Here is a 26455-nt window from a genome sequence, read left to right as displayed (position 1 = left end):
GGAGTTTCCGCGGGGTCAGCGATACCCGGTGCCGTCCGCGGGAAGGTCGGGGTCCCGGACCTCGGTGAGGTAGCGCCAGGCATCGGGCCGGCTGCCGTCGATGTCGGTGAAGCCGTAGACCTGCGCCGGCCCGCCGCTGGACAGAGAATTTCCGTTCCAGCGCGCCACCTCGGGGTCCTGGGCGCCAGGGCGGCGACGGCGCGGCCGACGTGGGCAGGGCTCTCGGAGATGGCGAAGTGGGGCGAGTGCGCGATCGCCTCGCGCCAGTTGGCCTCGGTGGCCGTGCGCCTGGAGCATGGCCTGGGACCTGAGCCGGCCGGAGTGGGCGCCACGGCATGTGGAGAGCGCGCCCCGCTCGCTTCGGATGCGCTCCTCGATCGTCTCCGGGCGGTTCATCTCGGACCGTTCGGAGCCGCTGGTGCGTCCCGTCACATAGACGGTCGCTCCGGCGGCGCCGACCTCGGCCGCGATGCCTCTTCCCGTACCGCCGGTGCCGCCCGCGACAAGGGCGGCTTTTCATGTCGGAGATGTCCCCGCGTGCCCGGAATCTAGCGTGAGGTCAAACACTTTCATTGACTTGCTAGCCCTGTGCTGTTATAAGCGGCTACTCTCGACTGGATGGTCCGGCGCGGTGCGCTTGACACTGAAATCGAACATCCATTCTCATGAGGTTCCGGCCGGGTTTTCCCGGGCCCGACCGTGGAGTTGTCCACAGGCCGGGAGGACGTCGAGGCCCATTGTCAGTGGCAGGGGTTAGCGTCTTTGACGTGAAGCGATCGACTCAAGCAAATCGGGTGGAACCCATGGCAGGTAACGACCGCGAGAAGGCGTTGGACGCCGCACTCGCACAAATTGAACGACAGTTCGGCAAGGGCGCGGTGATGCGCCTCGGTGAGCGGCCGAACGAGCCCATCGAGGTGATCCCCACCGGATCGACCGCACTGGACGTCGCCCTGGGCGTCGGCGGTCTGCCACGCGGCCGTGTGGTGGAGGTGTACGGGCCGGAGTCCTCCGGTAAGACGACGCTGACGCTCCACGCCGTGGCGAACGCGCAGAAGCTCGGCGGCACGGTGGCCTTCATCGACGCCGAGCACGCTCTCGACCCCGAGTACGCGAAGAAGCTCGGCGTCGACATCGACAATCTCATCCTGTCCCAGCCGGACAACGGTGAGCAGGCGCTGGAAATCGTGGACATGCTGATCCGCTCCGGCGCGCTCGACCTGATCGTCATCGACTCCGTCGCGGCCCTGGTGCCGCGTGCGGAAATCGAGGGCGAGATGGGTGACTCGCACGTGGGTCTGCAGGCGCGTCTGATGAGCCAGGCGCTCCGCAAGATCACCAGCGCGCTCAACCAGTCCAAGACCACCGCGATCTTCATCAACCAGCTTCGCGAGAAGATCGGTGTGATGTTCGGCTCCCCCGAGACCACGACAGGTGGCCGGGCGCTGAAGTTCTACGCCTCGGTGCGTCTCGACATCCGACGGATCGAGACGCTCAAGGACGGTACCGAGGCTGTCGGTAACCGGACCCGGGTCAAGGTCGTCAAGAACAAGGTCGCGCCGCCGTTCAAGCAGGCCGAGTTCGACATCCTCTACGGCCACGGCATCAGCCGCGAGGGAGGTCTGATCGACATGGGCGTCGATCACGGCTTCGTCCGCAAGGCCGGCGCCTGGTACACGTACGAGGGCGACCAGCTCGGCCAGGGCAAGGAGAACGCCCGTAACTTCCTCAAGGACAATCCCGACCTCGCCAATGAGATCGAGAAGAAGATCCTGGAGAAGCTGGGTATCGGTGTGCGGGCCGAGGTCCCGGCGGCCGAGCCCGCTGCCGTCCCGGCCGTCACTGCCGATGGCGCGGATGACGCTTCGGCGAAGTCCGTGGCCGCGCCGGTCACCAAGGCCAAGGCCACCAAGGCTGCGGCGGCCAAGAGCTAGACCGTGACGCGTCGTACGGAGTGGTCGGACGACATCGGCCCCGGCACGGGCGCCGGTCGTGAATTCGCCGGGTCCGCCCGGTCCGCCCATGAATCCGAGCCGGAGTCCGGTCCCGGGGGCAGGGCCGGTTCCCGGACCGAGCCCGCTGCGGGGAACGGGCGCCGTCGGGGGAGGAGCTCGGGCGGGGGGTTCGGTGAAGGTGGCCGAGGGTTCGGCGAAGGTTCGGGGCCGGGCGGCGCCGGCCGTCGTTCCCGCACCGACAGCAGAAGCGGCGGTTCCTCCTCCTCGTCGAGGGCCGAGAAGGGGGAACCGCAGGACCCGGTGGAGCAGGCGCGCAACATCTGTCTGCGCCTGCTCACCGGGACGCCACGCACACGGAAGCAGCTCGCGGACGCCCTGCGTATGCGGGAGATTCCCGACGAGGCCGCCGAAGAGGTGCTGTCACGGTTCGAGGACGTCGGGCTGATCGACGACGGGTCGTTCGCGGAGGCGTGGGTGGAGTCCCGGCATCGCAGCCGGGGGCTGGCACGCCGGGCTCTCGTGCGTGAGCTGCGCACCAAGGGCGTGGACTCAGGGCTGATCGACGAGGCCGTCGGGCAACTGGACCCGGAGCAGGAGGAGGCGACGGCGCGGGAGCTGGTGGCGCGCAAACTCCGCTCCACCCGCGGCCTGGACCGGGACAAGCGCCTGCGCCGCCTTGCTGGGATGCTCGCGCGCAAGGGGTATGGGGAGGGGATGGCCCTGCGCGTAGTGAGGCAAGCCCTGGCGGAAGAGGGCGAGGAGACGGAGGGCCTGGACGAGTCCTTCTGAGGACGCGGCCCACGGGGGGAGGAGGCCCGGTCGGGGGAGGCTGTGGTCGAGGGCGGGAGTGCGTCCGGGATGCGGGTGCGCCGGGCCGGGCTGGAACGCTCGGGTGACGGGCCAGGGCGGTCAGAGCGGTCAAGAGCGGTCAGCCAGGGCGGCCGGAGGGGTCAGTGGCCTGCGTGTGAGGCCCGTCGGATGGTGGCATCGAGCAGAGACAGGGCGTCGGCGGCGGTACGGCCGGGGTGCCGGTTCCATGGGCCGATCAGACCGGTCCAGCCCTGTGAACGGAGCTCGGTGATCAGCCAGGCCCCGGCCCGGTCCATGGTGTCGAGGGATCCGTACCCGAGGCGGTGAGCGGTGAGCAGGGCGCCACAGAGGCACCGGGCGCCCCGGGCATCGCGCAACCGGTACGGGGTGTTCTGCCAGCCCCACTCGACCAGGATCTGCCGGGCGTAGCCGAGATGGACGGAGGGGCGCACATCGGGCTGACCGATACGCCGCCAGCTGTGCAGGCGCTCGGGCAGGACCGCGCCCAGTCGCCCGGGAAGCCGGCGTTCGCGGGGCGGTGGCGTGGCAAGCGCCCGCACGGACTCGTCGATGAGCTGATCGACGGGTACGGACAGCAGATCCCGCCAGTCGGCCGAGTCCCTGGTGGGGGCCGGGGCTCGGTCCAGGGCGCGTGTCGCGCTGCCCTTGGCCGACGCCGACGCCGACGCCGACGCCGATGCAGATGCAGATGCCGACTCGGGCTCCGGCTTGGATTCCGGCCCTGGCTTCCGGCCCGGCTCAGACTCGGGTCCTGGTTCCGGTCGGGGCGCCGGTCCAGGCTTCGCGGGCAATGGCGCTTCGGGTGCTGTGTGTTCCCAGCCCGTGATGATGTCCTGCCACGCTGCTGTGTCGTGGAGGTGGGAGACCTGGGCGTCGAGCTGATCGGGGGTGAGGTACAGGGTCTTCATCGGCCGGCATCTCCGTACATTTCGTTCCTCGGTGGTGAGGTGAATGTGCGGGGCTCACGGCGATCGCTCCACTGGGGCGTGGCGTTCGGGTGGGACGGCGCGGATTCCGGGGCGCGCGTGCAGTCGGCCGGAGGAGGGCGACGAGGGGGCTAACCCCGTGCGAAGACGCCGGAATACTGCTGTGCACCGCCAGCTGTGCGCAGAGCAGTGTGTGGGGCATGCCAGAGAAACCCGGTGGTACCGAGATCACGGAGCTGGCGGCGCTCAAGGCGCTCGCCCAGCCACGGCGCCAAAGACCCTTCAGCACTTCACCTGTACGGACCGGCCACGTCCGCGATCCTCGCCCGGGCGCTCGGGCTGAACACCGGAGCCACCAGCTGTCACCTGCGCGAACTGGCCAGGTACGGCTTCGTGGAGGAGACCGTGCCACAGGACGTCGAGACCCCTGCCGCAGAGCTCACGGGCTCCGGGGCCGAAGGGTCGGGAGGCAGAAGGCGATGTTGGTGGAGAGCCGTTCCGGGTGACCGGCGCTTCCTGCCGCGGTCCCGCCAGACACCCGCGACACGACGCGTCACGGACGAGCTCAACAGGCATGCCTACGCCGCGGACCTGGCCCTCTTCGAGCAGCTCCAACGCGACAGCGGACAGCCCGACCGAACTGACCGGACTGACCTGACCCACCAGTCCGCCCGGACCGATCAGCCCGATCCGGGCGACGAGTGGGTGACGCCTTCCCGTACTCGCGCGGCTCCATCCGGCTCACGCTCCCCGAACCGCGCGCGTTCCTCGAGGAGTACATCGCGTTGATGAACCGGTACAAGCGCCCGGACGCCGCGACGCCGCCCGGAGCACGCACGGTCCTCACGCGACTGCTCGCCTTCCCGGCACCCAGCCCCGCAGACCATCGACCGGAGACGGACGCATCATGATGCTGCGCTACGCCCTGCACACCATCCGGGACCGGAAGGGCGGGTTGGGCGCGTTACTGGCCTCATGTGCGCAGCCGCTCTCATCACGGCCGCGGCACATTCCTGGAGACCGGTCTGCGGGGAAAGATCGCCACCGAGCGCTACGCCGCCACACCTCCACACCGCTCGTCGTCTCGGCCGACCAGAACATCCACCGCACCGCCGTCAAGCACAAGGGCAACGGCAAGACTCGCTCGCCGGGCTGCCGCTCGCCGCCTGGCTTCACAGTCAATTCATCGACATTGGCGCTTCTGCTGATCGCCGCGGTCCTGGGCAGCGGCATTTCCCTCGCGTCCTGACCGCCCTCAGTATCGGAATGACCGGCAGCGCGGCGCCCGCAGTCCTGCCGACGGTGTACGCCGCGGTGCTGGGCGCCGCCGCGCTGCTGGTCCTGGTGGCCACTGCCCCTCCCGGACGGCTGGCGCTCAGGCCCCTCCCGGTGGAGGTGGCCACCTCCAGGCAGTGACCGCCCGCACCGGCTTCACGGGCTCCCGGTCACACCTCGACCGGGAGCCCCGCCGCACGCCATGCCTGGAATCCACCGGTCAGGTCGGTCGCCCGGTGCAGTCCCAGGCGGTGCAGGGACGCGGCCGCCAGGCTCGACGCGTACCCCTCGTTGCAGATCACCACCACCCGGAGATCGTGGCTCACCGGCTCACCGGCTCACCGGCTCACCGGCGCGATGGCGCGATGGCGCGATGGCGCGATGGCTTCCCCACGGATCGAGCCGCCACTCCAGTTCGTTGCGTGCCCTGCCCCGCCCTGCGGTCAACTGTCCCGTTCGGTCGACGTCCTGGCTCAGTCAATTGACGTGCGCGGCACGCTCCGAGCGCGGAGACCGGTGCCGCGCTTCGTCCCGCGCCGCACCCGTACCACCGCCGTCGGCCGTTTCGATGCCGCCTCCGCGAGCCGCGTCGGCCGCAGCGAAGAGCTCCGCCGGAAGGACTCCTCCGAAGGCCGCCACGAGGTGTCCGTCGGGGCGGACCAGCAGTACGGTGTGCGCCGACGCACCGGGGTAGTTCTCCGCCACCAGAAGCTCACCCTTCACCGGCAGCGCGGCGACGGCGTCGATGAGCCGCGGCATGACGCCCGCGGTGAGCCAGTGCCTCCGGTCCCACACTCCGGTGCCCGGAGCGACCAGGACGACCAGCAGATGTCCCCGCCCCAGCCGCTCGCGCAGGCGGACGCTCGTACCGTCGGGCGCGGTCACCCGTACATCGACGACCGGCGCACCGGGGGGCGTACCCACCGGGGCGTGCGCCTCGGTGCGCGGAGGCGCAAGGGGCGAATGCGTGTACGAAGGGGGTGCACCCAGCGGTCCGCACCCCAGATGGCCATCGGTGAGCAACGTGTCGTGACCACGTGCGCTGCCCGGTACGAGGGTTCGCAGTCCGCCGCCCCCGCGCAGTATCGGCAGTGACTGGTCGGCGGCACGCAGTCGTGCGGCGACGGCGGCCCTGCGCTCCGCCTGATAACTGTCGAGCAGCAGCTCGGAGGCACCGTGGTGCCAGCTCTGCGCCAGCTTCCAGGCCAGGTTCTCGGCGTCCCGCACACCTTCGTCCAGGCCCTGCGTGCCGAGTGCCCCCAGGAGATGGGCGGCGTCACCGGCCAGGAACGCCCGCTCCGACCGCCAGCGCCTGGCCAGCCGGTGGTGCAGCGTGTACACCCCCGTGTCCAGCAGTTCGTACGCCGGAGTCTCTCCGCACCAGCCCGCCAGTGTGTCCCTGACCCGGATGATGAGCGCGTCCGGAGTGACCAGCTCACCGCGTGGCGGAAGCAGCCAGTCCAGCCGCCAGACGCCGTCGGGCAGGGGCCGGGCGGTCACCTCGGGGCCGGCGGTGCGCCACGGCGCTGCCCGGTGCAGTACGGCTTCGCCCGGCCACGGCAGTTCGGTTCGCAGCGCGGCGACGGCGTGACGTTCCACCGCCGTGCGGCCGGGAAACCTGATGTCCAGAAGCTTGCGTACGGTGGACCGGGCGCCGTCGCAGCCGACCAGATAACTCCCCCGCCACCAGGTGGAATCTGGCCCCCTCGTGTGCACGGTGACGCCGGACGGGTCCTGTTCAAGGGTGTCGATGCGGCTCAGCGGTGCCATCCGCACCAGGCTCTGCGCGGCCACCGCGGCACGAAGCCCGCGGGTCAGCGCGTGCTGCGGCAGATGGACGGGGGCAAGCAGCGGGCCGGTATCCGGCACCTCGCCGAGCGGCAGCTCGCGTACCAGCTGCTTGCGCCGCATCGAACGCCATCCGGACCACCGGAGGCCCTCGTCGCGCAGGGTCGCACAGCCGAGCCGCTCCACCAGAGCGGCGGTGTCCTCGCGCAGGACGACGGTGCGTGCGGACCGCTGCTCGTCCTTCCCGGGGCCTTCGTCGAGGACGACGGAGGGGACGCCCTGTGCGGCGAGGGCGAGCGACAGCACCAGACCGACGGGCCCGGCACCGACGACGATCACCGGGTCCACGGCGCACACCCTCCGGCCCGTACGGTCGTAGGAGAAACGGGGACGGAGGCTCGGGGCGCGATCACAGAACGTATGCAACCTACTGCCGGTGCTTGCGTCAAGTGACAGAGACCCGTGGCGGGGAGCACGGCAGACGTACCCGTGCTCCCCGCGGTCGGATTATCGACGAGCCGTCAGGACCCGTGTCCGTCCTCGATCACGAGGGGCGGTGTCCCGATGGTCTTGAGGCCGCCATCGGGGCCGGCACCGACCACCGTGCCCGTGCTCTTCTTGGCGCGCCGCAGGCGCTTCTCGAGCCAGCTCGCGAAGGAGGTCAGCGCGAAGTTCACCGCGATGAAGATCAACGCGATGACGGTGAAGCACGCGATGGTGTTCGCACCGTAGTTCGCGCTCATCGGACGGACCGACGCGAGCAGCTCCGGGAAGGTGAGGACCGCACCGCCGAGAGCGGTGTCCTTCACGATGACCACGATCTGGCTGACGATCGCGGGCAGCATGGCGGTGACCGACTGCGGCAGCAGCACGTACCGCATGGTCTGGCCCTTGCGCATACCGATCGCCTTCGCGGCGTCGGTCTGCCCCTGCGGCAGGGACAGGATCCCGGCCCGCACGATCTCGGCGAGGACGGAGGCGTTGTACAGCACCAGCCCGGTGACGACGGCGTACAGCGGACGCACGTCGCTGGCGATGTCGGTGAACTCCGAGTACGCGGCGTTCGCCGTGATCATCAGGATCAGCACGGGGATGGCGCGGAAGAACTCCACGACGATGCCGGACGGCGTCCGTACCGACCGGTGTTCGGAGAGCCGTCCGATACCGAACAGTGCCCCGAGCGGCAGTGCGATCAGCAGGGCGAAGAACGCGGCCTTGAGTGTGTTCTGGAGCCCGGGCCAGAGGTAGGTCTCCCAGGGCTGGGAGCTCGTGAAGAACGGCTCCCACTTGACCCAGTCGAGCTGGTGCTTCTCGTCGAGTGCGGTGTAGACCCACCAGAGCACGGCCGCGAGAGCCGCCAGGAAGATGACCGTGTACAGGACATTGCGCCGCTTGGCACGGGGACCCTGTGCGTCGAAGAGGACGGACGTCGTCATCGCTTCACCGCCACCTTCTTGCTCAGCCAGCCGAGGAGGAGCCCGGTCGGGAGGGTGAGGCAGATGAATCCGAAGGCGAAGATGGCCGAGATCAGAATCAGTTGAGCCTCTGCTTCGATCATGTCCTTCATCAGGTACGCCGCTTCGACCACACCGATCGCCGCAGCGACGGTGGTGTTCTTGGTCAGCGCGATCAGCACGTTGGCCAGCGGGTTCACGACCGAGCGGAATGCCTGCGGGAGGATGATCAGCCGCAGGACCTGGGTGAAGCTCAGCCCGAGCGCGCGTGCCGCTTCGGCCTGGCCCGCCGGCACCGTGTTGATGCCCGAGCGCAACGCCTCGCAGACGAAGGCGGCCGTGTAGAGAGCGAGCGCGAGGACCGCGAGCCGGAAGTTGATGACCTCGAAGTTGTCGCCGCCACCGAGGGTGACCTGCAAGGTCTGGAAGAGACCCAGCGATGCGAAGACGATGATGACGGTCAAGGGGATGTTGCGGACAATGTTCACATAGGCGGTACCGAACCCGCGCATCAGGGGGACCGGGCCGACCCGCATACCGGCCAGCAACGTTCCCCATATGAGGGAACCGAGGGCGGAGTAGACGGTGAGTTTCACCGTCACCCAGAAGGCCCCCAGTAGGTCGTAACCTTCAAGAAAGTCGAACACGATCTCCCGTGCTTCCAGGTGTGGGGAGGGCTCGGTGCGCCGCCTGTACGGCGGCGCACCTCATCGGCCCGGCTTCGGACCGCTCAGCCCGGCTTCGGACCGCCCGGTGACGGGAGCCCTACTTGACGACGTTGCCGATCTTCGGCGCGGGCTCGTTCTTGTAGTTGGCCGGGCCGAAGTTGTCAGTGACCGCCTTGTCCCACGCACCGTCGGAGACCATCTTGGTCAGCGCGGCGTCGATCTTCTTCTTGAGGTCGGCGTCGCCCTTCTTCAGGCCGATGCCGTAGTTCTCGTTGGTCATCTTGAAGCCGGCCAGCTTGAACTTGCCCTTGTGGGCCTCCTGCGCCGCGTATCCGGCGAGGATGGAGTCATCCGTGGTCAGCGCGTCGATGGCCTCGTTCTCCAGGCCGGTGAGGCACTCGGAGTAACCGCCGTAGTTCTGCAGCTGAGCCTTGGGGGCCAGCTTCTCCTTGACGTTCTTCGCGGAGGTCGAACCGGTCACGGAGCAGAGCTTCTTGGAGTTGAGGTCCTCGGGCGCCTTGATGGAGTCGTCGTCGGCCCGGATGAGTACGTCCTGGTGCGCCAGGAGGTACGGTCCCGCGAAGTCGACCTTCTGCAGACGCTCGTCGTTGATGGAGTACGTCGCGGCGATGAACTTCACGTCGCCGCGCTCGATGGCGGTCTCGCGGTCCGCGCTCTTCGTCTCGACGAAGTTGATGTTCTTCGCGTCGTAGCCGAGCTCCTTGGCGACGTACGTCGCGACATCGACGTCGAAGCCGACGAACGTGCCGTCGGGCGTCTTCAGGCCGAGACCCGGCTGGTCGATCTTGATGCCGATGGTGATCTTCTCGCCGCCGGAGCCCGACTTGCTGTCCTTGTCCTCGGAACCGCAGGCGGTGGCGGTGAGGGCGAGCGCGAGCACGGCGGCCGAGGCGGCGGTGACCTTACGAAGCTGCATGGTGGAATTCCCTAGGTTGACGCGATGTGCGCGAGGTGAGTGGTCAGCTGATCCGGGACTCAGTGGTGAAGGATCTTCGACAGGAAATCCTTGGCCCGGTCACTGCGCGGGTTGCTGAAGAACTGGTCGGGCGCTGCCTCTTCGACGATCTTTCCGTCCGCCATGAAGACGACGCGATTGGCGGCCGACCGCGCGAAGCCCATCTCGTGGGTGACGACGACCATGGTCATGCCGTCCCGGGCGAGCTGCTGCATGACCTCCAGCACCTCGTTGATCATCTCGGGGTCGAGCGCCGACGTGGGCTCGTCGAAGAGCATGACCTTCGGGTCCATCGCCAAGGCCCTCGCGATGGCGACGCGTTGCTGCTGACCGCCCGAGAGCTGGGACGGGTACTTGTCCGCCTGCGAGCCGACGCCCACCCGGTCCAGTAGCGAGCGGGCCTTCGTCGTGGCGGCCTGCTTGTCCATCTTGCGGACCTTGAGCTGGCCCAGCATCACGTTCTCGAGCACCGTCTTGTGCGCGAAGAGATTGAACGACTGGAAGACCATGCCCACGTCGGCGCGCAGGCGGGCCAGTTCCTTGCCCTCCTGCGGAAGCGGCTTGCCGTCGATCGATATCGCGCCCGAGTCGATCGTCTCCAAGCGGTTGATGGTGCGGCACAGCGTGGACTTTCCGGACCCCGAAGGCCCGATGACGACCACGACCTCGCCACGGGCGATGGTCAGGTCGATGTCCTGGAGCACATGCAGCGCGCCGAAGTGCTTGTTGACGTTGCTCAGTACGACAAGGTCGTTCGCCGCCGGCGCGGCATCCTCGGCGGCCTTGGTCACTGAAACTCCGCTCATCGGCTTAATGCTCCGTCCTCCTCGGTTGGCAAGGACACTAGTGACGCAGTGCGACCAACGTCATTACATCTGAGCGGAAATTGAGCATAACGATCCGGCTGCAACCGGACACACCGCGTGAACAGGACGTCCTCGACGCTGCTGGGGCGTACCGGGTGGGTAACGGAAACCCTGCTGTGACCGGCAAGGTCTTGACTGACGTACCGCTCATCGGAGTGGATGCCCTGGTAGGCATCACGAACAGCCGCGCAAGCCGTCCCGGAATGCCGGGCACCGGAAGGAGGGCCGATGAGACTGCTGCTCGTCGAGGACGACGACCATGTCGCGGCGGCACTGTCGGCCGTGCTCGCCCGGCACGGTTTCCAGGTCGTGCACGCCCGCAACGGCGAAGAGGCCCTGCGGGCCCTGCTGCCCGCGGACAAGGAACCCTTCGGCGTCGTGCTGCTGGATCTCGGCCTGCCCGACCAGGACGGTTACGAGGTGTGCGGCAAGATCCGCAAGCGGTCCGCGATCCCGGTGATCATGGTGACCGCGCGTGCCGACGTCCGGTCGCGGATCCACGGGCTCAACCTGGGGGCGGACGACTACGTCGTCAAGCCGTACGACACCGGCGAACTGCTCGCACGCATCCACGCCGTCGCGCGGCGCAAGACGGCCGGTGACGAGCCCGCTTCCACGCCGGCCGACGGTCTGCGCCTGGGCCCTGTCCGGATCGAGCTGCCCACCCGGAGGGTCAGCGTCGACGGCGAAGAGGTCCAGCTCACCCGCAAGGAGTTCGATCTCCTGGCGCTGCTGGCCCAGCGGCCCGGCGTGGTCTTCCGGCGCGAGCAGATCATCAGCGAGGTGTGGCGCACGAGCTGGGAGGGGACGGGCCGCACACTTGAGGTGCATGTGGCGTCGCTGCGCTCCAAACTGAGGCTGCCCGCGCTGATCGAAACCGTGCGAGGCGTCGGTTACCGGCTCGTCTCGCCGTCCGTGTAAGGGCGTACGCACCCCGTGCACACCCGTCTGCTCCCCCTGCTCATCATCCTCATGGCGGCCGTGCTGCTCGCCCTGGGCGTCCCGCTCGCGGGCCGGGTGGCCGCCGCCGAGCAGCAGCGCCTCGTGGTGGACCGGATCGACGACACGGCGCGCTTCGGAGCGCTCGCCCAGTTCGTCAGCGTGTCGCTCCCGGGCAACGAGGAACGGCAGCGCATCCTCCAGGCCGAACTCGACGCCTACGACTCGGTGTACGGGATCAGGGCCGGCGTCTTCTACCGCGACGACCAGTCCCTGGCGAAGGCCCCGGCCTCCTGGATGGTGCCGACCGAGGGCGAGGGCCGGGAGGCGTTCCGGGAGGCTCTCCTGGGGCGACGCTCCCACGATCAGGGCCAGGTCTGGCCCTGGCAGACCGGCCGGGTCGTCGTGGCCTCGCCCGTCGTACGGGACGGCGACGTCGTCGCCGTCGTGGTCATCGACTCGCCCACCGGCGAGATGCGGTCCAGGACCTTGCGGGGGTGGCTGCTCATCGGCCTCGGTGAGGCCCTGGCCCTGCTCGTCGCGGTCGGTGCCGCGTTCCGGCTCACCGGCTGGGTGCTGCTGCCCGTGCGCATCCTGGACGCCGCCACGCACGACATCGCCAGCGGCCGGATGAGGTCCCGGGTCGCCGCGTCCGGCGGACCTCCGGAACTCCGCCGCCTGGCCCGTTCGTTCAACGAGATGGCAGACAACGTCGAAGACGTTCTGGAGCAGCAGCGCGCCTTCGTCGCCGACGCCTCCCACCAGCTGCGCAACCCGCTGGCCGCCCTGCTGCTGCGCATCGAGCTTCTCGCCCTCGAACTTCCCGAGGGGAACGAGGAGATCGCCGCGGTGCGTACGGAGGGCAAGCGCCTCGCCCAGGTCCTCGACGACCTGCTCGGCCTCGCGCTCGCCGAGCACGCCGCAGCCGACCTCCGGCTCACGGACATCGGCGCCCTCACGGCCGAGCGTGTCGCCTCATGGCGTCCGCTGGCCGACGAGAAGGGGGTGCGACTGTTGCAGGACGGGCTGTCGGCCGCCACCGGCTGGGCGGACCCGATCGCGCTCTCCAGCGCGCTCGACGCCGTGGTGGACAACGCCCTCAAGTTCACGCCGTCCGGCGAGGAGGTACGCGTCACCGTCGCGTCCACCGGCGAGAACGTCACCGTGCGGGTCGCGGACCGGGGGCCGGGGCTGACCGGACAGGAGCTGGAGCGCATCGGTGACCGCTTCTGGCGCAGCAACCGGCATCAGAACGTCAAGGGGTCCGGGCTCGGGCTGTCGATCTCGCGCGCGCTGCTCACCGCGGGCCGCGGCTCGATCGCGTACGCCGGGAACGAGCCCCACGGTCTGCGGGTGACGGTGACCGTGCCGCGCCACGCTCCCGACGCCTGAGCGGTGCAGCGGGCAGCACTTCCACGGCTTTGCCGAGCTGCGGTCCGACCGCCTACGGCTTGACCGACCGGTAGTAGCGCCCGGCGCCTTCGTGCAGCGGCAGCGGATCGGTGTAGATGGCCGTCCGCAGATCCACGACCTGCGCCGAGTGCACCTCACGTCCGATGCGGTCGCGGCTGTCGATCACGGTCCGGGTGAACGCCTCGGTCATCGCGGGGTCCGTACGGTCCGTGGTGACCAGCAGATTGGCGACCGCGACCGTCGGCACGGCCTGCCCCTGCTGGGCGTTGAGGTAGGCGTCGGCCGGCATCACGGCCGAGCGGTAGTACCGGGTCGAACCGCCGACGGCCTGGAGCCGGGCGATCAGCGGGTCCTCCAGCGGCACCAGCCGGATGGGCAGGCGCTCCGACAGTTCCTGCACGGCGTTCGTCGGCAGGCCGCCGGACCAGAAGAAGGCGTCGAGCGTGCCGTTCGCCAGGCGGGCCGGCATGGTGTCGATGCCGACCGGCACCGGAGTGATGCTCTTGGCCGGATCGAGGTCGGCGGCGCTCATCAGCCGGTCCGCGACGAGCCGCACCCCTGATCCGGGCTGCCCCACACCCACTCGTTTCCCCTTCAGGTCGGCGACCGTCTGCACGTCCGAGTCGCGGGGGACGACCAGCTGTATGTAGTCGTCGTACAGCCGGGCGCAGGCGCGCAGGCGCTGAGCTCCTGGTCTGCCGTTCTGCATGAAGTTCGCGACGGCGTCGGCGGTGGCGATGGTGAAGTCCGCCTTCCCCGTCGCCACCCGCTCGATGTTCTGCTGGGAGCCCTCACTGGTCTGAAGCGTGATGGACACCTCGGGCATGTCCTTGGCGAGCGCCGCTTCGAGGCGCTCGCCATAGCGCTGGTAGACCCCGTTGCGCACCCCTGTGGAGAAGGTCAGTGTCCCCGTGGGCGAGGACTCACCCAGGGGGAGCACCCACCACAGGAGCAGGCCCAGGACGACCGTCACGGCCGCACCGCCCTTAAGGGTGCGTCGGCGGTCGAACCGGGACAGTACGGAGAGCATGGCGCGATCCTGCCAGCCACTCCCCGTAATGGCCAGGCCCTGGCTTCGGGGGCGGCTTCGGGAGCGGCCCCGGGACCCCGCGCCGGGAGCCGGGCGGCGAGGGGCGTTCCCGGTACCGCCTACCCTTGTCGCATGAGCAGCGGCAACCGGAGCGAAGCAGTGGACGTCAAGAAGAGCTACGAGGTACGCACTTACGGGTGCCAGATGAACGTCCACGACTCGGAACGCCTGTCGGGGCTCATGGAGGACGCCGGATACGTCCGTGCGCCCGCGGACGCCGACGGTGACGCCGATGTCGTCGTCTTCAACACCTGCGCGGTGCGGGAGAACGCCGACAACAAGCTCTACGGCAACCTCGGCCGGCTCGCCCCGATGAAGACCAAGCGCCCCGGGATGCAGATCGCGGTCGGGGGCTGTCTCGCGCAGAAGGACCGCGACACCATCGTCAAGCGGGCCCCCTGGGTGGATGTCGTCTTCGGTACGCACAACATCGGTAAGCTCCCGGTGCTGCTGGAGCGCGCCCGCGTCCAGGAGGAGGCGCAGATCGAGATCGCCGAGTCCCTGGAAGCCTTCCCCTCCACGCTCCCCACCCGCCGTGAGTCCGCCTACGCCGCATGGGTGTCGATCTCCGTCGGCTGCAACAACACGTGCACCTTCTGCATCGTCCCGGCTCTGCGCGGCAAGGAGAAGGACCGCCGTACCGGCGACATCCTCGCCGAGATCGAGGCACTCGTGTCCGAGGGCGTCTCCGAGGTGACCCTGCTCGGACAGAACGTGAACGCGTACGGCTCCGACATCGGCGACCGGGAAGCGTTCTCCAAGCTGCTGCGTGCCTGTGGTGCCATCGAGGGCCTGGAGCGCGTCCGCTTCACCTCGCCGCACCCGCGTGACTTCACCGACGACGTGATCGCCGCGATGGCGGAGACCCCGAACGTGATGCCTCAGCTGCACATGCCGATGCAGTCGGGCTCGGACACCATCCTCAAGGCGATGCGACGCTCGTACCGTCAGGAGCGCTTCCTGGGGATCATCGAGAAGGTGCGTGCCGCGATGCCGGACGCCGCCATCTCGACCGACATCATCGTGGGCTTCCCGGGTGAGACCGAGGAGGACTTCGAACAGACCATGCACGCGGTCCGGGAGGCACGCTTCGCGAACGCCTTCACCTTCCAGTACTCCAAGCGCCCCGGGACACCCGCCGCCGACATGGAGGGCCAGATTCCCAAGGAGGTCGTCCAGGAGCGGTACATGCGCCTGTCGGCCCTCCAGGAGGAGATCTCCTGGGAGGAGAACAAGAAGCAGGTCGGCCGCACCCTGGAAGTCATGGTGGCGGAGGGCGAGGGCCGCAAGGACGGCTCCACGGACCGTCTCTCCGGCCGCGCACCGGACAACCGTCTGGTGCACTTCACCAGGCCCGCGCAGGCGGTGCGCCCCGGTGACGTGGTGACGGTCGACATCACGTACGCGGCCCCGCACCACCTGCTGGCCGAGGGCGCCCCCCTCGGCGTACGCCGGACGCGTTCCGGGGATGCCTGGGAGGCGCGGACCGCCGCCGGGGCGGCCAGGCCCGCCGGAGTGATGCTTGGCCTGCCCGGTATCGGCGCCCCCGAACCACTGCCGGCTGTCTCCGCTCCCGGCTGCGGCATCGGCTGACGACGGAGTTCTCCGGAGCGCCGGGAGCGGCTTCGGGCCACCGGGGCGCAGTTCACGGCACCCGGAGACCTCCGCAGTACGCTGACCGGCATGCTTGTCGCTGCCGCCGTCTGCCCCTGCCCGCCGCTCCTGGTTCCTGAGGTCGCCGCCGGAGCGGCCTTTGAACTCGACGACGCGCGGACCGCGTGCCGGGACGCCCTGGGCGTCCTCGCCGCGGCCCGGCCCGATCTGCTGGTCGTCGTCGGGCCCGCCGAAGCCGACAGGGAAGGGCCGTACCCCGCCGGGGCGGCCGGTTCCTTCGCAGGGTTCGGTGTCGGCCTCTCCGTGCGGCTCGGAGGTCCGTCCGGCGATACCGCTCCGGCGGGGCGCGAACTGCCCGCGTCCCTGGCCGTCGGAGCGTGGCTGCTGGACCGGGCGCGGTGGTCAGGCATCCCGGTCGAGGGTCTGGCCGTGGGCGAGCGGCTCGCGGTCGACAGCTGCGCCCTCGCGGGAAAGGAGCTGGCGGCGAGGGCCGACCGGGTCGCCCTGCTGGTGATGGGCGACGGAAGCGCCTGCCGCACGGTGAAGTCCCCCGGCTATCTGGACGAGCGCGCCGTGGACTTCGACTCGGCCGCCACCCGCGCACTGGGCGACGCGGACCTTCCCGCGCTGAGCGCGCTCGACCCCTCGCTGTCGTACGCGCTCAAGGCGTCCGGCAGGGCGCCCTGGCAGGTCCTCGCAGGGGCCGCGGAGGGCGCGGGCCTGGGGGGACAGCTGTTGTACGCGGACGCCCCGTACGGCGTCGGCTACACCGTCGCCGCCTGGTCGTGACGGGCTGACCGGCCCGAGCACGACGGTGGGGCCCGGAGCGCATGCTCCGGGCCCCACCGTCGTGCTCGGCTCCGTCGGGATCAGGCAGCGGGCGGCTTGGTGCCGCCCCCGTCCTTATGGCCCATCCGGTCCACGGCGTCCTTGGCCTTCTGGGTGCCGGTCACGATCTTGTCGCTGTACTTGCCCTTGGTCTTCTGATCGACCGTGCGCGCGGCCTTGTCGAGGCCTTGCTCGATCTTGCCCCCGTGCTGGTGCGCGAGGTCGCCTACCTTGTCCTTGGCCGGAGCGAGCTTGGCCTTGAGGTTGTCGAGGAAACCCATGGGTCACCTTCCGTGCAGTGGGGACTGTGCTCGGACGTGCTCTGCAGCTTCATTATCCGCTGTTTCACCGACGTACCGATGCTCAGGTGGCGTGGAGGCAATACGTGTACTACATATTTGTACAATATTTTACTCTCCCCTGTGCGGTCGTTCCGTGAATTCCCCGGCCGCGCCCCGGGGCAGGACGCCGGGAATCACCGGCCGCTCCCGGCGCGGGGCACCGCGGAACCGGCTCGTTCGGGAAGGGGTCCGGTGTTTGGGAGACTGGAGCGGTGAGAAGATCAGCTCCCACCCCCCGCGTCATCACCGTTGTAGGCCCCACCGCAGCCGGAAAGTCCGATCTGGGAGTGTTTCTCGCCCAGCGGCTCGGTGGCGAAGTGGTCAACGCGGACTCCATGCAGCTCTACCTCGGGATGGACATCGGTACGGCAAAACTGACGCTCCCCGAGCGCGGTGACGTTCCGCACCGCCTCCTCGACATCTGGGACGTCACCGAGGCGGCCAGTGTCGCCGAGTACCAGCGGCTGGCCCGCAAGGAGATCGACCGGCTGCTGGCCGAAGGCCGTACCCCCGTCCTGGTGGGCGGTTCCGGGCTCTATGTGAAGGGCGCCATCGACGCGCTGGAGTTCCCCGGTACGGACCCCGAGGTGCGCGCGCGGCTGGAACAGGACCTCGAACGGGACGGCTCCGGAACCCTGCACACCCGTCTCGCCGCCGCGGACCCGGAGGCCGCCCGCGTCATCCTGCCGAGCAACGGCCGCCGTATCGTGCGCGCCCTGGAAGTCATCGAGATCACCGGCAAGCCGTTCACCGCGAACCTCCCCGGTGACGAGGCGGTCTACGACGCCGTGCAGATCGGTGTGGACGTGGAGCGCCCCGAGCTCGACGAGCGGATCGCCGTCCGGGTCGACCGGATGTGGGAAGCCGGCCTCGTGGACGAGGTGCGCGCACTGGAGGCCCTGGGGCTGCGCGAGGGGCGTACCGCCTCCCGGGCGCTCGGCTACCAGCAGGTCCTCGCGGCACTCGCGGGGGAGTGCACCGAGGACGAGGCACGCACCGATACCGTGCGTGCCACCAAGCGCTTCGCACGCCGTCAGGACTCCTGGTTCCGCCGCGACCCGCGCGTCCGGTGGCTGAGTGGTGCCGCCGATCGGCGCGCGGAACTCCCGCACCTGGCGCTGGCGTTGATCGAACGAGCGGTTACGGCCTGATCACGTGACCAGCGTTGGCTAGCGTAGCAGGGAGTACCCTCTGAGCTGGATCGCAGCAGGTCAGAGTGGGTTTTTTGGGTTGCGAGGCTTCATCAGGCTTCGACACTCAGGGACAGCCTTTTCGGGTATTAATGCTGACCCATTGCTGACTTGGCTGACGGGTAGTCAGTTTCATGGCTTGGCTGTGGTCGCGGTGCCGGAGCGTGTTGTGGCTGCCGCACGGGCAAGCTGCTGCGATGCCCGGGGGTATCGCAACGAGTCAGCCCGTTGACTCCTTCGGAAATATTTGTGCCCTTGGGGGCGTTCTCCTGCGGCATTCATACCGAGGAGGGGAAGGTGTCGGGCCTGAAGCTGTTCAACACAAAGAGCGGCGTGACCGAGGTCACGCCGCGTCTTGCTGATGTCGAGGCGGATGTGCAGAGCCTCGTCGAGGCGCACATGGAGACGTTGCTGGGTGTCCGATTCCTGGCGAGCGAGTACAGCACCGGGCCGGTCCACGGCGGTCGGATCGACTCGCTCGGTCTCGACGAGAACGGCTCACCGGTCATCGTGGAGTACAAGCGTGGCGTCGATGCCGGCGTCATCAACCAGGGCTTGTTCTACCTCTCGTGGCTGGTGGACCACCGCCGCGAGTTCGAGCACCTGGTCCGCGACCGGCTCGGGGTGACGGCTGCGGCCCAGGTGCTCTGGAGCGGACCGCGGTTGATCTGTATCGCCGGCGACTTCACGCGCTACGACGTGCACGCGGTCCGTGAGCACCGGCGCAGCATCGACCTGGTGCGCTACCGCCTTTTCGGCAGCGAGCTGCTGGGCCTTGAGACCGTGGCGTCAGTCAGCGTCCGGACACCGACAGCCCGCCGGGCGCAACGGCAGACGCTCGTCGGTGGTCGGAGTGAGCCGATGGACGAGCTGGTACGGGCGGTTGACGAGGCACTGCTGGGCCTGGGGAACGGCGTGAACCGCATCCAGCGCAAGCAATACCGGGCGTATCAGCGTCTGCGGAACTTCGCCTGCGTCTGCCCGCCACAGCGGAGCAAACTCCTCGTCTACCTCAAGGCCGACCCAAAAGCGGTCGATCTCATTCCCGGGTTCACCCGGAACGTGACGGGACTCGGCCACCACGGCACGGGCGACCTGGAGGTGCAGCTGCGCACCCCGCGGGACGTGGAGCGTGCCGAGGATCTGTTCCGGGCGAGCTACGCAGCAGCCTGAAGGGTTGCCGGGCATCTGGCTAAAGCGGTTTGGTACTCGGTGCGGGTGGTGCCTTTCGACGCACGGGCAGATCGTGGCGGTGGACTACCAATGATGCGCGGGATCGCCGGTTTGGCTAACCGGCGATCTGGCGCTATGTTGCCCCGCTTCGACGGCCCAGCGCTCAGCGTGTACGGCTGACTGCAGGGCCGGCCTTGGGTGCTGGGATTGTCGGCGGTGAGGCGGCGAGGTTGGCTCTGCGTTCGTGGCCGATGGCCTGCGCCTGGTGGGTGCCGGTTCCGTGGGCGAGGTTCTCGGAGAGGTTGGCCAGCAGTGAGCTGGGGGTGTGCGGAGATGCGTGGAGGGTCCAGGTGGGGCGGTCGGGGTTCGGGCCGGCCCAGACAGTCCAGGTGGCGAGGGCCTGTTCCGGATGATGTTGGGCGGCGAAGGCGTCGAACTGGACTCCGGCGTCCCCGGCGGGGGTTGTCCAGCGGATCCATCGCCCGTCTACGGTGTGGTTCCACCCGGCGTCGGTAAGGGGCTGCGTGGCGGTGGTGACGGTCTTCTCGTCCACCGGCGTGCCGACGGCGGTGTCCCACTCGCCGTCGGCGAGGTCATCCAGCAGTTCCTGCAGCACGGGGGCGGGGGTGGCGCCGGTGGCGGTGAGGGCCCACATGCGGTCGGAGACCGGTGTCTCGTAGGCCGCTACGGTCCAGGCGGTGTCGTCGGCGGGCGATTCGTGGATGAGCTCGATGCGCAGGGTCTGGTCTTCGTGGATGGCGTGGGTGGTCTCGTCGGACCAGGTCCTCCACTTCGACCAGTCGCTGTGAGCGTCGAGGAAGGTGTCCAGAAGGGCATCGTGATCGCTGACGTCGCCGGCATACACCGGGACGGTCTCTGGTCCTGGGCTCGGCGGCTCGGGCTCGACAGCCGGTGCGCCGAGCTGGGTTTGGGCTTTAGCGGCAGCGCGTTCGGTGTCGGTCATGCGTGCCGGGCCGGGACGCATGGTGTCACCGTGCATCTTCTCGAAGGCGACAAGGGCTTGGGCGGGCGAGTCGAAGGTGTCGGCGATCTGCCGCAGGTGATTCTCGCCGTGAAGGTAGACGCTCTTCCCGCCGCTGAGGTACGTGCCGACCGCGACGGTGGTGTGGCCGTCCTGGGCGTGGGCGTGGATGAGGAGATGGCCGTGGCGGATGTCGTCGTGAATCTTCTGGGCCTCGGCTGAGACTTCACGGATCTCGCTGCGGGTGCACCAGGGCATCGGATAGTTGGCCCAGGTCCACTCCTCGTCGATCGCCTCCCGCAGCCCGGGGGTGATCTCGGTGGTGATCCCCGCGACGTTCAGGGCGCTGGCGGCCTGCTGTGCCCAGTAGGGCTCCTCGCTGTCGATGCGGGCCAGGACGAGGATGTTCTCGCCGACTGGGGTCCAGCCGTCGGCCTCCAGCGCCAGGTGGGCGATGTGGGCCTGGGCGCCGGTCAGGGAGGCGGTCACGGCACTGGAGTGGGTGGGGTGGCTGTCGAGGCGGACGTGCGCGTCGAGGGCGGGTGTCGTCACGAAGGGGGCTCTCTTCTGCCGGTCGCCGGACCACTGGGGGTTCGGCGACCGGCGGGTGGGGGTCAGCGGGAACTGCGCGCGGCGGGCGGTGCTGTGGTCCGTGGGGGGCCGGCGCGGGGCACGGCCGTGGCCTTCGTGGCCTTGGGGCGTCCGGTCCGTTGCGCCGGAGTCGGTGAGGAGGTGGCGTGCTGCCAACGGGTGCGTAGGGAGGACAGGTCGGCGAGCGCGCGGCGGCTGCCGACGACGAGTTGGTACGGAGTGGTGGCCGGGTCGTTGGTGAACGCCTCGATCCGCCGGCCGACGTGCCGAGTTGTCGCGAGGAGTGAGCGCTGCAGGACGCGCTCGCCCCAGTGCTCCGGGGAGCCGACCGGTCCGGCAAGGAGTTCCAGCAGCTCTCGCGGCTCGGCCCCGGGGCCGAGCAGACCGCGTTGCCGTGCTTCCCACAGGACCGTCACCGGATCGACGGGCGCATGGCGCCGGGTCAGGGTGATCAGGCTCTGCCACAGCCCGGCGTGCAAAGGCTGCGTGAAGTCGCCGGGCACGAGCCATCGCATCTGCTCGACGTCGCTGGGGTGCACGGTCGCTGTCGCGAGCAGCAGCCGCTCCTCGTCGACCGCGTCCTCGTCGTGGGCTGCGGTCGGCTCAGGAGTCGGAGTGCGGGGCAGGGAACCGGCGTGTGGAGGGAACCGCGCCGCGATCTCATCCACCACGGTGGCGAGGGCATCGGCCTCGGCGAGCGTCATGGCCACGCGCTGCGGGAGCGTGGTGTCCTCTGCGGTGTGCATGAGGCGCTGAGCGGCCCCCGCCAGACGGCGCCGGGAGTGCTCGGCCTCGACCATCCGCGCATACGCGGGTGCGTGCCGGGGCCAGGGGCAGACCTGGATCAGATGGTGCAGGTACGGGGCGGACAGCCCGCGCGCCTGCTCGCGGGCGGCAGTGAGCACGGCGGCGAGCCACTTCGTGTTCTTGGCGTGTTCGGCCGGGTCGGGGGCCGGCAGGGAGCGGATCGCGGTGAACAGGGCTGCATGGGCCGCGGTGGAGAACGCGTCGGGTCCGATCCCGGTCACGTCGCGAAGGTGCTGCGGGTCGAGCAGGAGAGCACCGAGGAGGGCCTGCTCGACGTAGAAGACCGGGTGCGGCGGCGGGATGGAGTCGAGGTCGTCCTCGTCGGGTGCGGGAGTGCGGGGCATCAGGCGGCCAGGGTGAAGTCGTCGGGGTTGAGGGCAATGTTCAAGTGCGGGGCGAGCAGGTGGGCCGCGAGCAACGGGGGCACGGCGTTGCCGATCTGCGAGAACTGCTGGCCCTTGTTGCCCGCCCAGGGGTAGTTCGCCGGGAAGGTCTGCAGGGTGCCGGCCTCGCGGGCGGTGATACGAATCGGCTCCGGGACGGGCGCCGACGCCGCGTCTTCCTGCTGAGCGGCGGGTGGTTCGGCGATCCAGGTGCATTCATTAGCGCGGTGCCCGAAGAACAGCGTCCCCGCCGGCTCCTCGATGGAGCGGATGGTGGCGTTGGCCTGGTTGTTGCTCCGCAGGGACCAGGACCAGCGGTGCGCCTCAGCGGTGAACGTCGGCGCCGGAGCGCTCGCGGCCCGGTTCTCGCGGGCCCCGTGCCGGGCCGCCCACCCGGCGCCTTCGCGGCGGGACTGCAGGACGATCCCGTCCGGCCGCGGTGTCCAGGTACCCCGCTCCCGGGCGTCGGACAGGGTCTTGCGGGACCCGGAGGGGAAGGGTTCGGGGCCGCCGCCGGGTCCGCCGCCGGCGCAGACGGTGGGAACGGGCCGGTCGGTGGCGCCCCATCCCAGAGCCTCGGCCATGCTGACCCAGCGCGTGCGGCCCGGCCCGAACAGCGAGTCAGGCTCGCCGACTTGGGCGTGTGTCGGAGTGGGGGGCTGGGCAGTGCGCACCCGGGAAGCGAGCAGGATCGCCCGCCTGCGGGTCTGCGGTACGCCGTAGTCGGCCGCGTTCAGGATGCCGCACCAGGTCGAGAAGCCCCAGGACCTCAGGACGGCGGCGTACTGCTTCCACAAGGGCAGGACGTCCGGGACCTCCTCCATGGCGACCCACTCGGGTTCGCCGACGGCGTTCAGGGCGTGGAGGTAGCGCATCGGTTCCGCCGCGAGCAGGGAGCGCTCGTCGCGGCAGGCGGCGAGGAGGCGTTCGCGAATGTCGCGGCCGGCGGCGAGGTTCTCGACGGCCTCGTGTACGAGCGGCTGGTCCACCAGGCCGAGTCGCTTGCCGGCCATGCTCCATGCCTGGCACGGAGGGGACGCGATCAGCCCGCGGGTACGGCCGATGAAGGGCCACGTCGGATACATCGCCACGTCGGTCCGCACCGTCAACTGGCTTGCGGCCACCCGGGTCTTGCAGGCCCACTCGTCCCACTCCAGGCCGACGTCCCGAACACCGAGCACTCCCAGTGCTCTGCTCCAGCCACCCGGACCCGCGAAGAGATCAACTATCAAGTGGCCAGCCCGAAGTCGTCCTGCGCCGGCGCGTCCGTATCCCCGCGGCACGCCCAGGGCGAGCAGCCGTCCACGACACCGTTCTCCAGCTTGTCCGCCTCGTCCTGGAGGGCGGCCCGCTCCGCAGCGGTGACATGGTCGATCGGCGCCTGGCTCAGGGGGACGCGGGAGCGGTGCAGAAATGCCTCGCCGAGTAGCCTGTTACCCGTTGCGTTGGCGCGCGCATTTCCCTGACGAATGGCGGCGTCGAATGCGACCACGTCCGCCCATTCAGAAGGAGACGTATCCCTGATGTGTCTCCACTGGGCGTTGCCGTGGAAAGGGCACCCAAGGCAACTTGATTTTGGTGTTTCTGCCAGCCCGAGCGAGGTCAGGTAACGGATGCAGTCCGCTCGGCTCCAGCCCAGGTCCAGCAGGGGATGCCGATTATGCATGTATTTGACGTCGGCATCCTTGGCCCTATGGAATTCATCGGTGGAGATGCCGACCCACTGCTCGACGAAAACCCCCGTGGGGATCCGTGACGGATAGGGGTGGCCGAGCAGTTCGCGAACCTTCTGCTTGATGGGCCTTATTTTATATTCGCCAGTGCATTGCCGCCGAGTCATCCCAGGTCGGCCGTCCTTATTGAGGACGTGAAGAGGCATGGAGGCGAATCGACGATCGGGATTCAAGGCGTCACTGCGAATGTTGCCGGACGAGACGCGAAAAACGTGTATGCCAGCAGGTCTTGCTATCTCATGTTCCAGACGGTCCAAGTGAGAGTAAACGGCTTCGGGCTCCCAACCTGTGTCGGCGAAGATTGCGTAATCGACCTTGGGAAGAATTCCTTCCGCTGAGAGGGCGAGGAGGGTGCTGGACTGAACTCCCGCACCCAGCGAGAGGGCACGGAATTGAGGCTGATCTGAAATGGCCTGTCCTGGGGTGAGGGAAACGGGGTGCCCTCAAGAGGGCTGGTGCGTGGGGAGATTGGGCGGCAGCAGGCCGTCGCGGTATATCGCGTGGTAATGGGCGGGAATGCAGTCGAGGAGGTCGGCAGCCGACTCGATGAACTGCTGCGGCGAGGGGCCGATCAGAACCACTGGCCCCGACGCTGCGCCGGCACAACGGCGTTGGTTCTCCACGGCACGGGCGAGGGCCGCGGCCAGTTCGGCGCCCGCGTCCTGGCCAGCCTTGGCGATCTGCGCGACCCGTTCCAGGAGGAGCAGGTCTTTGACCCGGCTGCGCGGCTGGTCCTGGGCGAGGGTGAGGAGCAGTCGCAGGGCGTTGCCGGAAAGGGTCTGGGCTTCGGTGATCCGAGCGGCCAAGGTGCGCACGTGGACACTGCCGCTGCCGCGCAGGGCTCGGTGCAGGTCGAGCGCTTCGGTGGTCAGGTTGGAAAGGGCCTCGGTCGGGGCGAGGTAGTCAGGCACGGGTCTCCGTGGTGCTGGTCGGGTGAAGGGCCCGGGCGAACGATGCGATCAGCGAGGGGGCTTGGGCGGGGTCGGCGGCCAGGGCGCGGACGATGGGGGTGCCGATCACGACCGCGTCCACCAGCGGGGCGACACATGCTGCGAGGCCCGGGGTGGAGATCCCCACCCCCGAGACCACGGGCAGCGGGCTCGCTGCGCGAAGGCGCTGGATGAAGGCGCCGAGGGCTGGAATGTCCAGGGCGCCCTGGTAGCCGGTGGTGGCCGTGCTGGCGGGCGCGTAGAGCCATCCCGACGCACCGGCGGTCGCGCTCGCGAGGCCGGTGCCGGGGGTGTGGCGCGGAACGAGGCGTGGGGCGCACAGGCCCGCGTCCTGCGTGGCGTCGCGCCAGCGTCCGGCCATGCACGCGGGAAGATCGACGACCATCACACCGGCAGCCCCGGCTGCCGCACAGGCGAGAGCCAGCCGCTCCGGACCCTCGTGCTGGACGGGCTCCCAGTAGGCCATCACCACCGTCGGGGCCCGGCCCGCCGCGTGCTCGACTGCACGCAACGTGCGGGCCAGATCGGTTCCTTGCCGCAGGGCCTGGTGGTAGGCGGCCCGTATGACTGGCCCATCGAGGGGCGCGGAATGTGAAGGCAGTCCGATCTCAATCAGGCCGCTGCCTGCGCGGGTGAGCGCGTCGATGAGCCGACGCTCGGCAGCGGGTGGATGCAGCCCTGCCGGAACGAAGACGCCGAGGGCGGGATGGGGCTGGGCGAGAACGGTGGCAAGGAACTGGGATGCGTCGGGCATGAGGGCTTTCGTGGGTGGCGGGCGTCAAGGCCCCGGGCCGTGCTGGTCAGCGGGTACGTACCGCCGTCGAGCCGAGTGCGGGCTTCGGGGCGACGCGGGTGTCTGGGGCGGCGGGATGGGGGCGGCCGTAGGCGCGTGCGAGTGCCGTGACGCCATGGGAGGTGAGGTGGAGGCGTGCCCGGTGATCGGACCCTGCGAAGGAGGCCGGCAGGGGTTCGCGCTGCAGCAGGCCCTTGGCCTCGAGGGAGCGGATGGTGCTGATCGTCATTCCGCCGTCGCGGTTGTGGACGTACTGCTTGCCGAGCATCTCCGTCACGCGGACGTGCCCGCGGGCGGCGGCCTGCAGCGCGGTGTACTGGGTGGCCGACAAAGCGACGTCCTCACTAGCTGTTGGAAGAGGGCGGCTGCGGCGGCGCATCTCTGTGGCGACGTGGGCGGCGGCCTCGACCGATGCCTCGGGGCGAGCGCGGTCAACTCGCCGGCAAGCCTGACGCGACGGCTCGCCGCCGAGATGACGGAGGGGTGGGCGTGCTCGTCACCCAGGCCGGCTGCCTTTCTGGCCGCAGTGCTGAGGATGTCCGAGGCGTCGATGAGATGGTCGGCGGACTCGGTTGCCAGGTATGCCAGTTGGTTGAGCCGCACGAGGGTGTCGCCGGTTTCGACGTGGTGGTAGAGCGGCTGGTTCTTGACTGCATTGATCGCGGCGAGAGTGCCACGGGCCAGCCGCTGCGCGGAGCTGACGTGGTGCCCGCCGATCGCTGCCCCCGGGAGCGGGACTTCGAAATTGAGAGCCACGAGGGCGTCGTTGTGCCGGGTGAAGGCCGCCGCGAGAAGCAGGAGCTGCTCGGGTGGCGTAGGTGGTGTCGGCACTTCAAAGAGTTGCTGGTCAGAGCCTGGTGTCGTCATGGGGCCGGGCAGTTCTCCCTAG

General features: G+C 69.3%; 26 protein-coding genes and 3 pseudogenes. 11 read left to right on the top strand and 18 right to left on the bottom strand.

Features of this window, described 5'->3' with window-relative positions; all coding sequences use genetic code 11:
• Positions 1 to 15 precede the first annotated feature (15 nt).
• Positions 16 to 347, bottom strand: a pseudogene (locus F0344_RS08135) (short-chain dehydrogenase); the annotation flags it as partial.
• A gap of 456 nt (positions 348 to 803) precedes the next feature.
• On the opposite strand from F0344_RS08135, the gene recA reads away from it, so the two are divergent.
• Complete coding sequence (gene recA / locus F0344_RS08130; RefSeq protein WP_185298140.1) at positions 804 to 1934, top strand: recombinase RecA; 1131 nt, start codon at positions 804 to 806, stop codon at positions 1932 to 1934.
• 3 nt (positions 1935 to 1937) lie between these two features.
• Entirely contained in the window at positions 1938 to 2744 is an 807-nt protein-coding gene (gene recX / locus F0344_RS08125; RefSeq protein WP_258049760.1) for a recombination regulator RecX, read from the top strand.
• A 161-nt stretch (positions 2745 to 2905) separates the two neighbouring features.
• Here recX and F0344_RS08120 read toward each other — a convergent pair whose 3' ends face one another.
• Positions 2906 to 3694, bottom strand: a complete 789-nt coding sequence (locus F0344_RS08120; RefSeq protein ID WP_185298139.1) for a DUF6197 family protein — start codon at positions 3692 to 3694, stop codon at positions 2906 to 2908.
• A gap of 719 nt (positions 3695 to 4413) precedes the next feature.
• Between F0344_RS08120 and F0344_RS36505 the strand changes: the two genes are divergently transcribed.
• From F0344_RS36505 to F0344_RS08105, 3 genes and pseudogenes are all read left to right on the top strand, one after another.
• A complete protein-coding gene (locus F0344_RS36505) occupies positions 4414 to 4623 on the top strand; it encodes a hypothetical protein (protein WP_308460894.1) in 210 nt (69 codons plus the stop codon).
• A pseudogene (locus tag F0344_RS08110) lies at positions 4620 to 4856 on the top strand (hypothetical protein); the annotation flags it as partial. The gene F0344_RS36505 and the pseudogene F0344_RS08110, both read left to right, overlap by 4 nt.
• Positions 4857 to 4978: 122 nt before the next feature.
• Positions 4979 to 5128: a hypothetical protein gene (locus F0344_RS08105; protein WP_185298138.1), complete on the top strand. Its 150-nt coding sequence runs from the start codon at positions 4979 to 4981 to the stop codon at positions 5126 to 5128.
• A gap of 29 nt (positions 5129 to 5157) precedes the next feature.
• Here F0344_RS08105 and F0344_RS08100 read toward each other — a convergent pair.
• The 6 genes and pseudogenes from F0344_RS08100 to F0344_RS08075 form a co-directional block, all read right to left on the bottom strand.
• Positions 5158 to 5449: pseudogene (locus F0344_RS08100) on the bottom strand (rhodanese-like domain-containing protein); the annotation flags it as partial.
• 15 nt (positions 5450 to 5464) lie between these two features.
• Positions 5465 to 7123, bottom strand: coding sequence for an FAD-dependent monooxygenase (locus F0344_RS08095; RefSeq protein ID WP_185298137.1), 1659 nt, complete (start codon positions 7121 to 7123; stop codon positions 5465 to 5467).
• 173 nt (positions 7124 to 7296) lie between these two features.
• Entirely contained in the window at positions 7297 to 8211 is a 915-nt protein-coding gene (locus F0344_RS08090) for an amino acid ABC transporter permease (RefSeq protein ID WP_185298136.1), read from the bottom strand.
• Positions 8208 to 8876: an amino acid ABC transporter permease gene (locus F0344_RS08085; protein WP_185298135.1), complete on the bottom strand. Its 669-nt coding sequence runs from the start codon at positions 8874 to 8876 to the stop codon at positions 8208 to 8210. The genes F0344_RS08090 and F0344_RS08085 overlap by 4 nt, the downstream gene beginning before the upstream one ends.
• A gap of 118 nt (positions 8877 to 8994) precedes the next feature.
• On the bottom strand, positions 8995 to 9834 hold the full coding sequence (locus F0344_RS08080; RefSeq protein WP_185298134.1) for a glutamate ABC transporter substrate-binding protein: 840 nt from the start codon (positions 9832 to 9834) through the stop codon (positions 8995 to 8997).
• A gap of 59 nt (positions 9835 to 9893) precedes the next feature.
• The gene (locus tag F0344_RS08075) at positions 9894 to 10679 is read right to left on the bottom strand and encodes an amino acid ABC transporter ATP-binding protein (protein WP_185298133.1); all 786 of its coding nucleotides are present in this window, start codon (positions 10677 to 10679) and stop codon (positions 9894 to 9896) included.
• 288 nt (positions 10680 to 10967) lie between these two features.
• Here F0344_RS08075 and F0344_RS08070 point away from each other — a divergent pair, with 288 nt between their 5' ends.
• On the top strand, positions 10968 to 11660 hold the full coding sequence (locus F0344_RS08070) for a response regulator transcription factor (protein ID WP_185298132.1): 693 nt from the start codon (positions 10968 to 10970) through the stop codon (positions 11658 to 11660).
• 15 nt (positions 11661 to 11675) lie between these two features.
• Complete coding sequence (locus F0344_RS08065; RefSeq protein WP_185298131.1) at positions 11676 to 13070, top strand: sensor histidine kinase; 1395 nt, start codon at positions 11676 to 11678, stop codon at positions 13068 to 13070.
• Between the two features lie 52 nt (positions 13071 to 13122).
• Here the strand turns inward: F0344_RS08065 and F0344_RS08060 are convergent, their stop codons facing one another.
• Positions 13123 to 14121 (bottom strand): TAXI family TRAP transporter solute-binding subunit, encoded by a 999-nt coding sequence (locus tag F0344_RS08060; protein WP_185298130.1) that lies wholly within the window; start codon positions 14119 to 14121, stop codon positions 13123 to 13125.
• Positions 14122 to 14253: 132 nt separating this feature from the next.
• Here F0344_RS08060 and miaB point away from each other — a divergent pair, with 132 nt between their 5' ends.
• Positions 14254 to 15774, top strand: a complete 1521-nt coding sequence (gene miaB, locus F0344_RS08055; protein ID WP_185298129.1) for a tRNA (N6-isopentenyl adenosine(37)-C2)-methylthiotransferase MiaB — start codon at positions 14254 to 14256, stop codon at positions 15772 to 15774.
• A gap of 90 nt (positions 15775 to 15864) precedes the next feature.
• Positions 15865 to 16584, top strand: coding sequence for a class III extradiol dioxygenase subunit B-like domain-containing protein (locus F0344_RS08050; protein WP_185298128.1), 720 nt, complete (start codon positions 15865 to 15867; stop codon positions 16582 to 16584).
• An 80-nt stretch (positions 16585 to 16664) separates the two neighbouring features.
• On the opposite strand, the gene F0344_RS08045 is transcribed toward F0344_RS08050, so the two are convergent.
• Entirely contained in the window at positions 16665 to 16904 is a 240-nt protein-coding gene (locus tag F0344_RS08045) for an antitoxin (protein WP_185298127.1), read from the bottom strand.
• Positions 16905 to 17176: 272 nt separating this feature from the next.
• Between F0344_RS08045 and miaA the strand changes: the two genes are divergently transcribed.
• Complete coding sequence (miaA, locus tag F0344_RS08040) at positions 17177 to 18115, top strand: tRNA (adenosine(37)-N6)-dimethylallyltransferase MiaA (RefSeq protein WP_185298126.1); 939 nt, start codon at positions 17177 to 17179, stop codon at positions 18113 to 18115.
• Positions 18116 to 18451: 336 nt separating this feature from the next.
• The gene (locus F0344_RS08035) at positions 18452 to 19327 is read left to right on the top strand and encodes a DUF5655 domain-containing protein (protein ID WP_185298125.1); all 876 of its coding nucleotides are present in this window, start codon (positions 18452 to 18454) and stop codon (positions 19325 to 19327) included.
• Positions 19328 to 19490: 163 nt separating this feature from the next.
• Here F0344_RS08035 and F0344_RS08030 read toward each other — a convergent pair whose 3' ends face one another.
• The 8 genes from F0344_RS08030 to F0344_RS07995 form a co-directional block, all read right to left on the bottom strand.
• Complete coding sequence (locus F0344_RS08030) at positions 19491 to 20861, bottom strand: DUF317 domain-containing protein (protein WP_185298124.1); 1371 nt, start codon at positions 20859 to 20861, stop codon at positions 19491 to 19493.
• A gap of 62 nt (positions 20862 to 20923) precedes the next feature.
• Positions 20924 to 22051: a DnaB-like helicase N-terminal domain-containing protein gene (locus F0344_RS08025; RefSeq protein ID WP_185298123.1), complete on the bottom strand. Its 1128-nt coding sequence runs from the start codon at positions 22049 to 22051 to the stop codon at positions 20924 to 20926.
• Positions 22051 to 23322 carry a DNA cytosine methyltransferase gene (locus tag F0344_RS08020; protein WP_185298122.1) on the bottom strand — a complete coding sequence of 424 codons (1272 nt, stop codon included), beginning with the start codon at positions 23320 to 23322 and terminating at the stop codon, positions 22051 to 22053. The genes F0344_RS08025 and F0344_RS08020 overlap by 1 nt, the downstream gene beginning before the upstream one ends.
• A complete protein-coding gene (locus tag F0344_RS08015) occupies positions 23319 to 24200 on the bottom strand; it encodes a hypothetical protein (protein ID WP_258050250.1) in 882 nt (293 codons plus the stop codon). Before F0344_RS08015 ends, F0344_RS08020 begins: the two co-directional genes overlap by 4 nt.
• Before the next feature lie 66 nt (positions 24201 to 24266).
• Positions 24267 to 24734 carry a hypothetical protein gene (locus F0344_RS08010; protein ID WP_185298120.1) on the bottom strand — a complete coding sequence of 156 codons (468 nt, stop codon included), beginning with the start codon at positions 24732 to 24734 and terminating at the stop codon, positions 24267 to 24269.
• Positions 24727 to 25527 (bottom strand): tryptophan synthase subunit alpha, encoded by an 801-nt coding sequence (locus F0344_RS08005; RefSeq protein WP_185298119.1) that lies wholly within the window; start codon positions 25525 to 25527, stop codon positions 24727 to 24729. The genes F0344_RS08010 and F0344_RS08005 overlap by 8 nt, the downstream gene beginning before the upstream one ends.
• Before the next feature lie 46 nt (positions 25528 to 25573).
• Positions 25574 to 25897, bottom strand: a complete 324-nt coding sequence (locus F0344_RS08000) for a hypothetical protein (RefSeq protein ID WP_185298118.1) — start codon at positions 25895 to 25897, stop codon at positions 25574 to 25576.
• Positions 25840 to 26433, bottom strand: a complete 594-nt coding sequence (locus F0344_RS07995; RefSeq protein ID WP_185298117.1) for a hypothetical protein — start codon at positions 26431 to 26433, stop codon at positions 25840 to 25842. Before F0344_RS07995 ends, F0344_RS08000 begins: the two co-directional genes overlap by 58 nt.
• Positions 26434 to 26455 lie beyond the last annotated feature (22 nt).

Source organism: Streptomyces finlayi (genome assembly GCF_014216315.1).
In the GTDB taxonomy this organism is placed as follows: Bacteria; Actinomycetota; Actinomycetes; order Streptomycetales; family Streptomycetaceae; genus Streptomyces; species Streptomyces finlayi_A.
This window is presented reverse-complemented; position numbering and strand designations above follow the sequence as displayed.

Coding starts and splice junctions, on each gene's coding strand:
- recA (WP_185298140.1), top strand. CDS start 804: ATGGCAGGTAACGACCGCGAGAAGGCGTTGGACGCCGCACTCGCACAA.
- F0344_RS08120 (WP_185298139.1), bottom strand. CDS start 3,694: ATGAAGACCCTGTACCTCACCCCCGATCAGCTCGACGCCCAGGTCTCC.
- F0344_RS08105 (WP_185298138.1), top strand. CDS start 4,979: ATGACCGGCAGCGCGGCGCCCGCAGTCCTGCCGACGGTGTACGCCGCG.
- F0344_RS08090 (WP_185298136.1), bottom strand. CDS start 8,211: ATGACGACGTCCGTCCTCTTCGACGCACAGGGTCCCCGTGCCAAGCGG.
- F0344_RS08080 (WP_185298134.1), bottom strand. CDS start 9,834: ATGCAGCTTCGTAAGGTCACCGCCGCCTCGGCCGCCGTGCTCGCGCTC.
- F0344_RS08075 (WP_185298133.1), bottom strand. CDS start 10,679: ATGAGCGGAGTTTCAGTGACCAAGGCCGCCGAGGATGCCGCGCCGGCG.
- F0344_RS08070 (WP_185298132.1), top strand. CDS start 10,968: ATGAGACTGCTGCTCGTCGAGGACGACGACCATGTCGCGGCGGCACTG.
- F0344_RS08060 (WP_185298130.1), bottom strand. CDS start 14,121: ATGCTCTCCGTACTGTCCCGGTTCGACCGCCGACGCACCCTTAAGGGC.
- miaB (WP_185298129.1), top strand. CDS start 14,254: ATGAGCAGCGGCAACCGGAGCGAAGCAGTGGACGTCAAGAAGAGCTAC.
- F0344_RS08050 (WP_185298128.1), top strand. CDS start 15,865: ATGCTTGTCGCTGCCGCCGTCTGCCCCTGCCCGCCGCTCCTGGTTCCT.
- F0344_RS08045 (WP_185298127.1), bottom strand. CDS start 16,904: ATGGGTTTCCTCGACAACCTCAAGGCCAAGCTCGCTCCGGCCAAGGAC.
- F0344_RS08025 (WP_185298123.1), bottom strand. CDS start 22,051: ATGCCCCGCACTCCCGCACCCGACGAGGACGACCTCGACTCCATCCCG.
- F0344_RS08005 (WP_185298119.1), bottom strand. CDS start 25,527: ATGCCCGACGCATCCCAGTTCCTTGCCACCGTTCTCGCCCAGCCCCAT.
- F0344_RS07995 (WP_185298117.1), bottom strand. CDS start 26,433: ATGACGACACCAGGCTCTGACCAGCAACTCTTTGAAGTGCCGACACCA.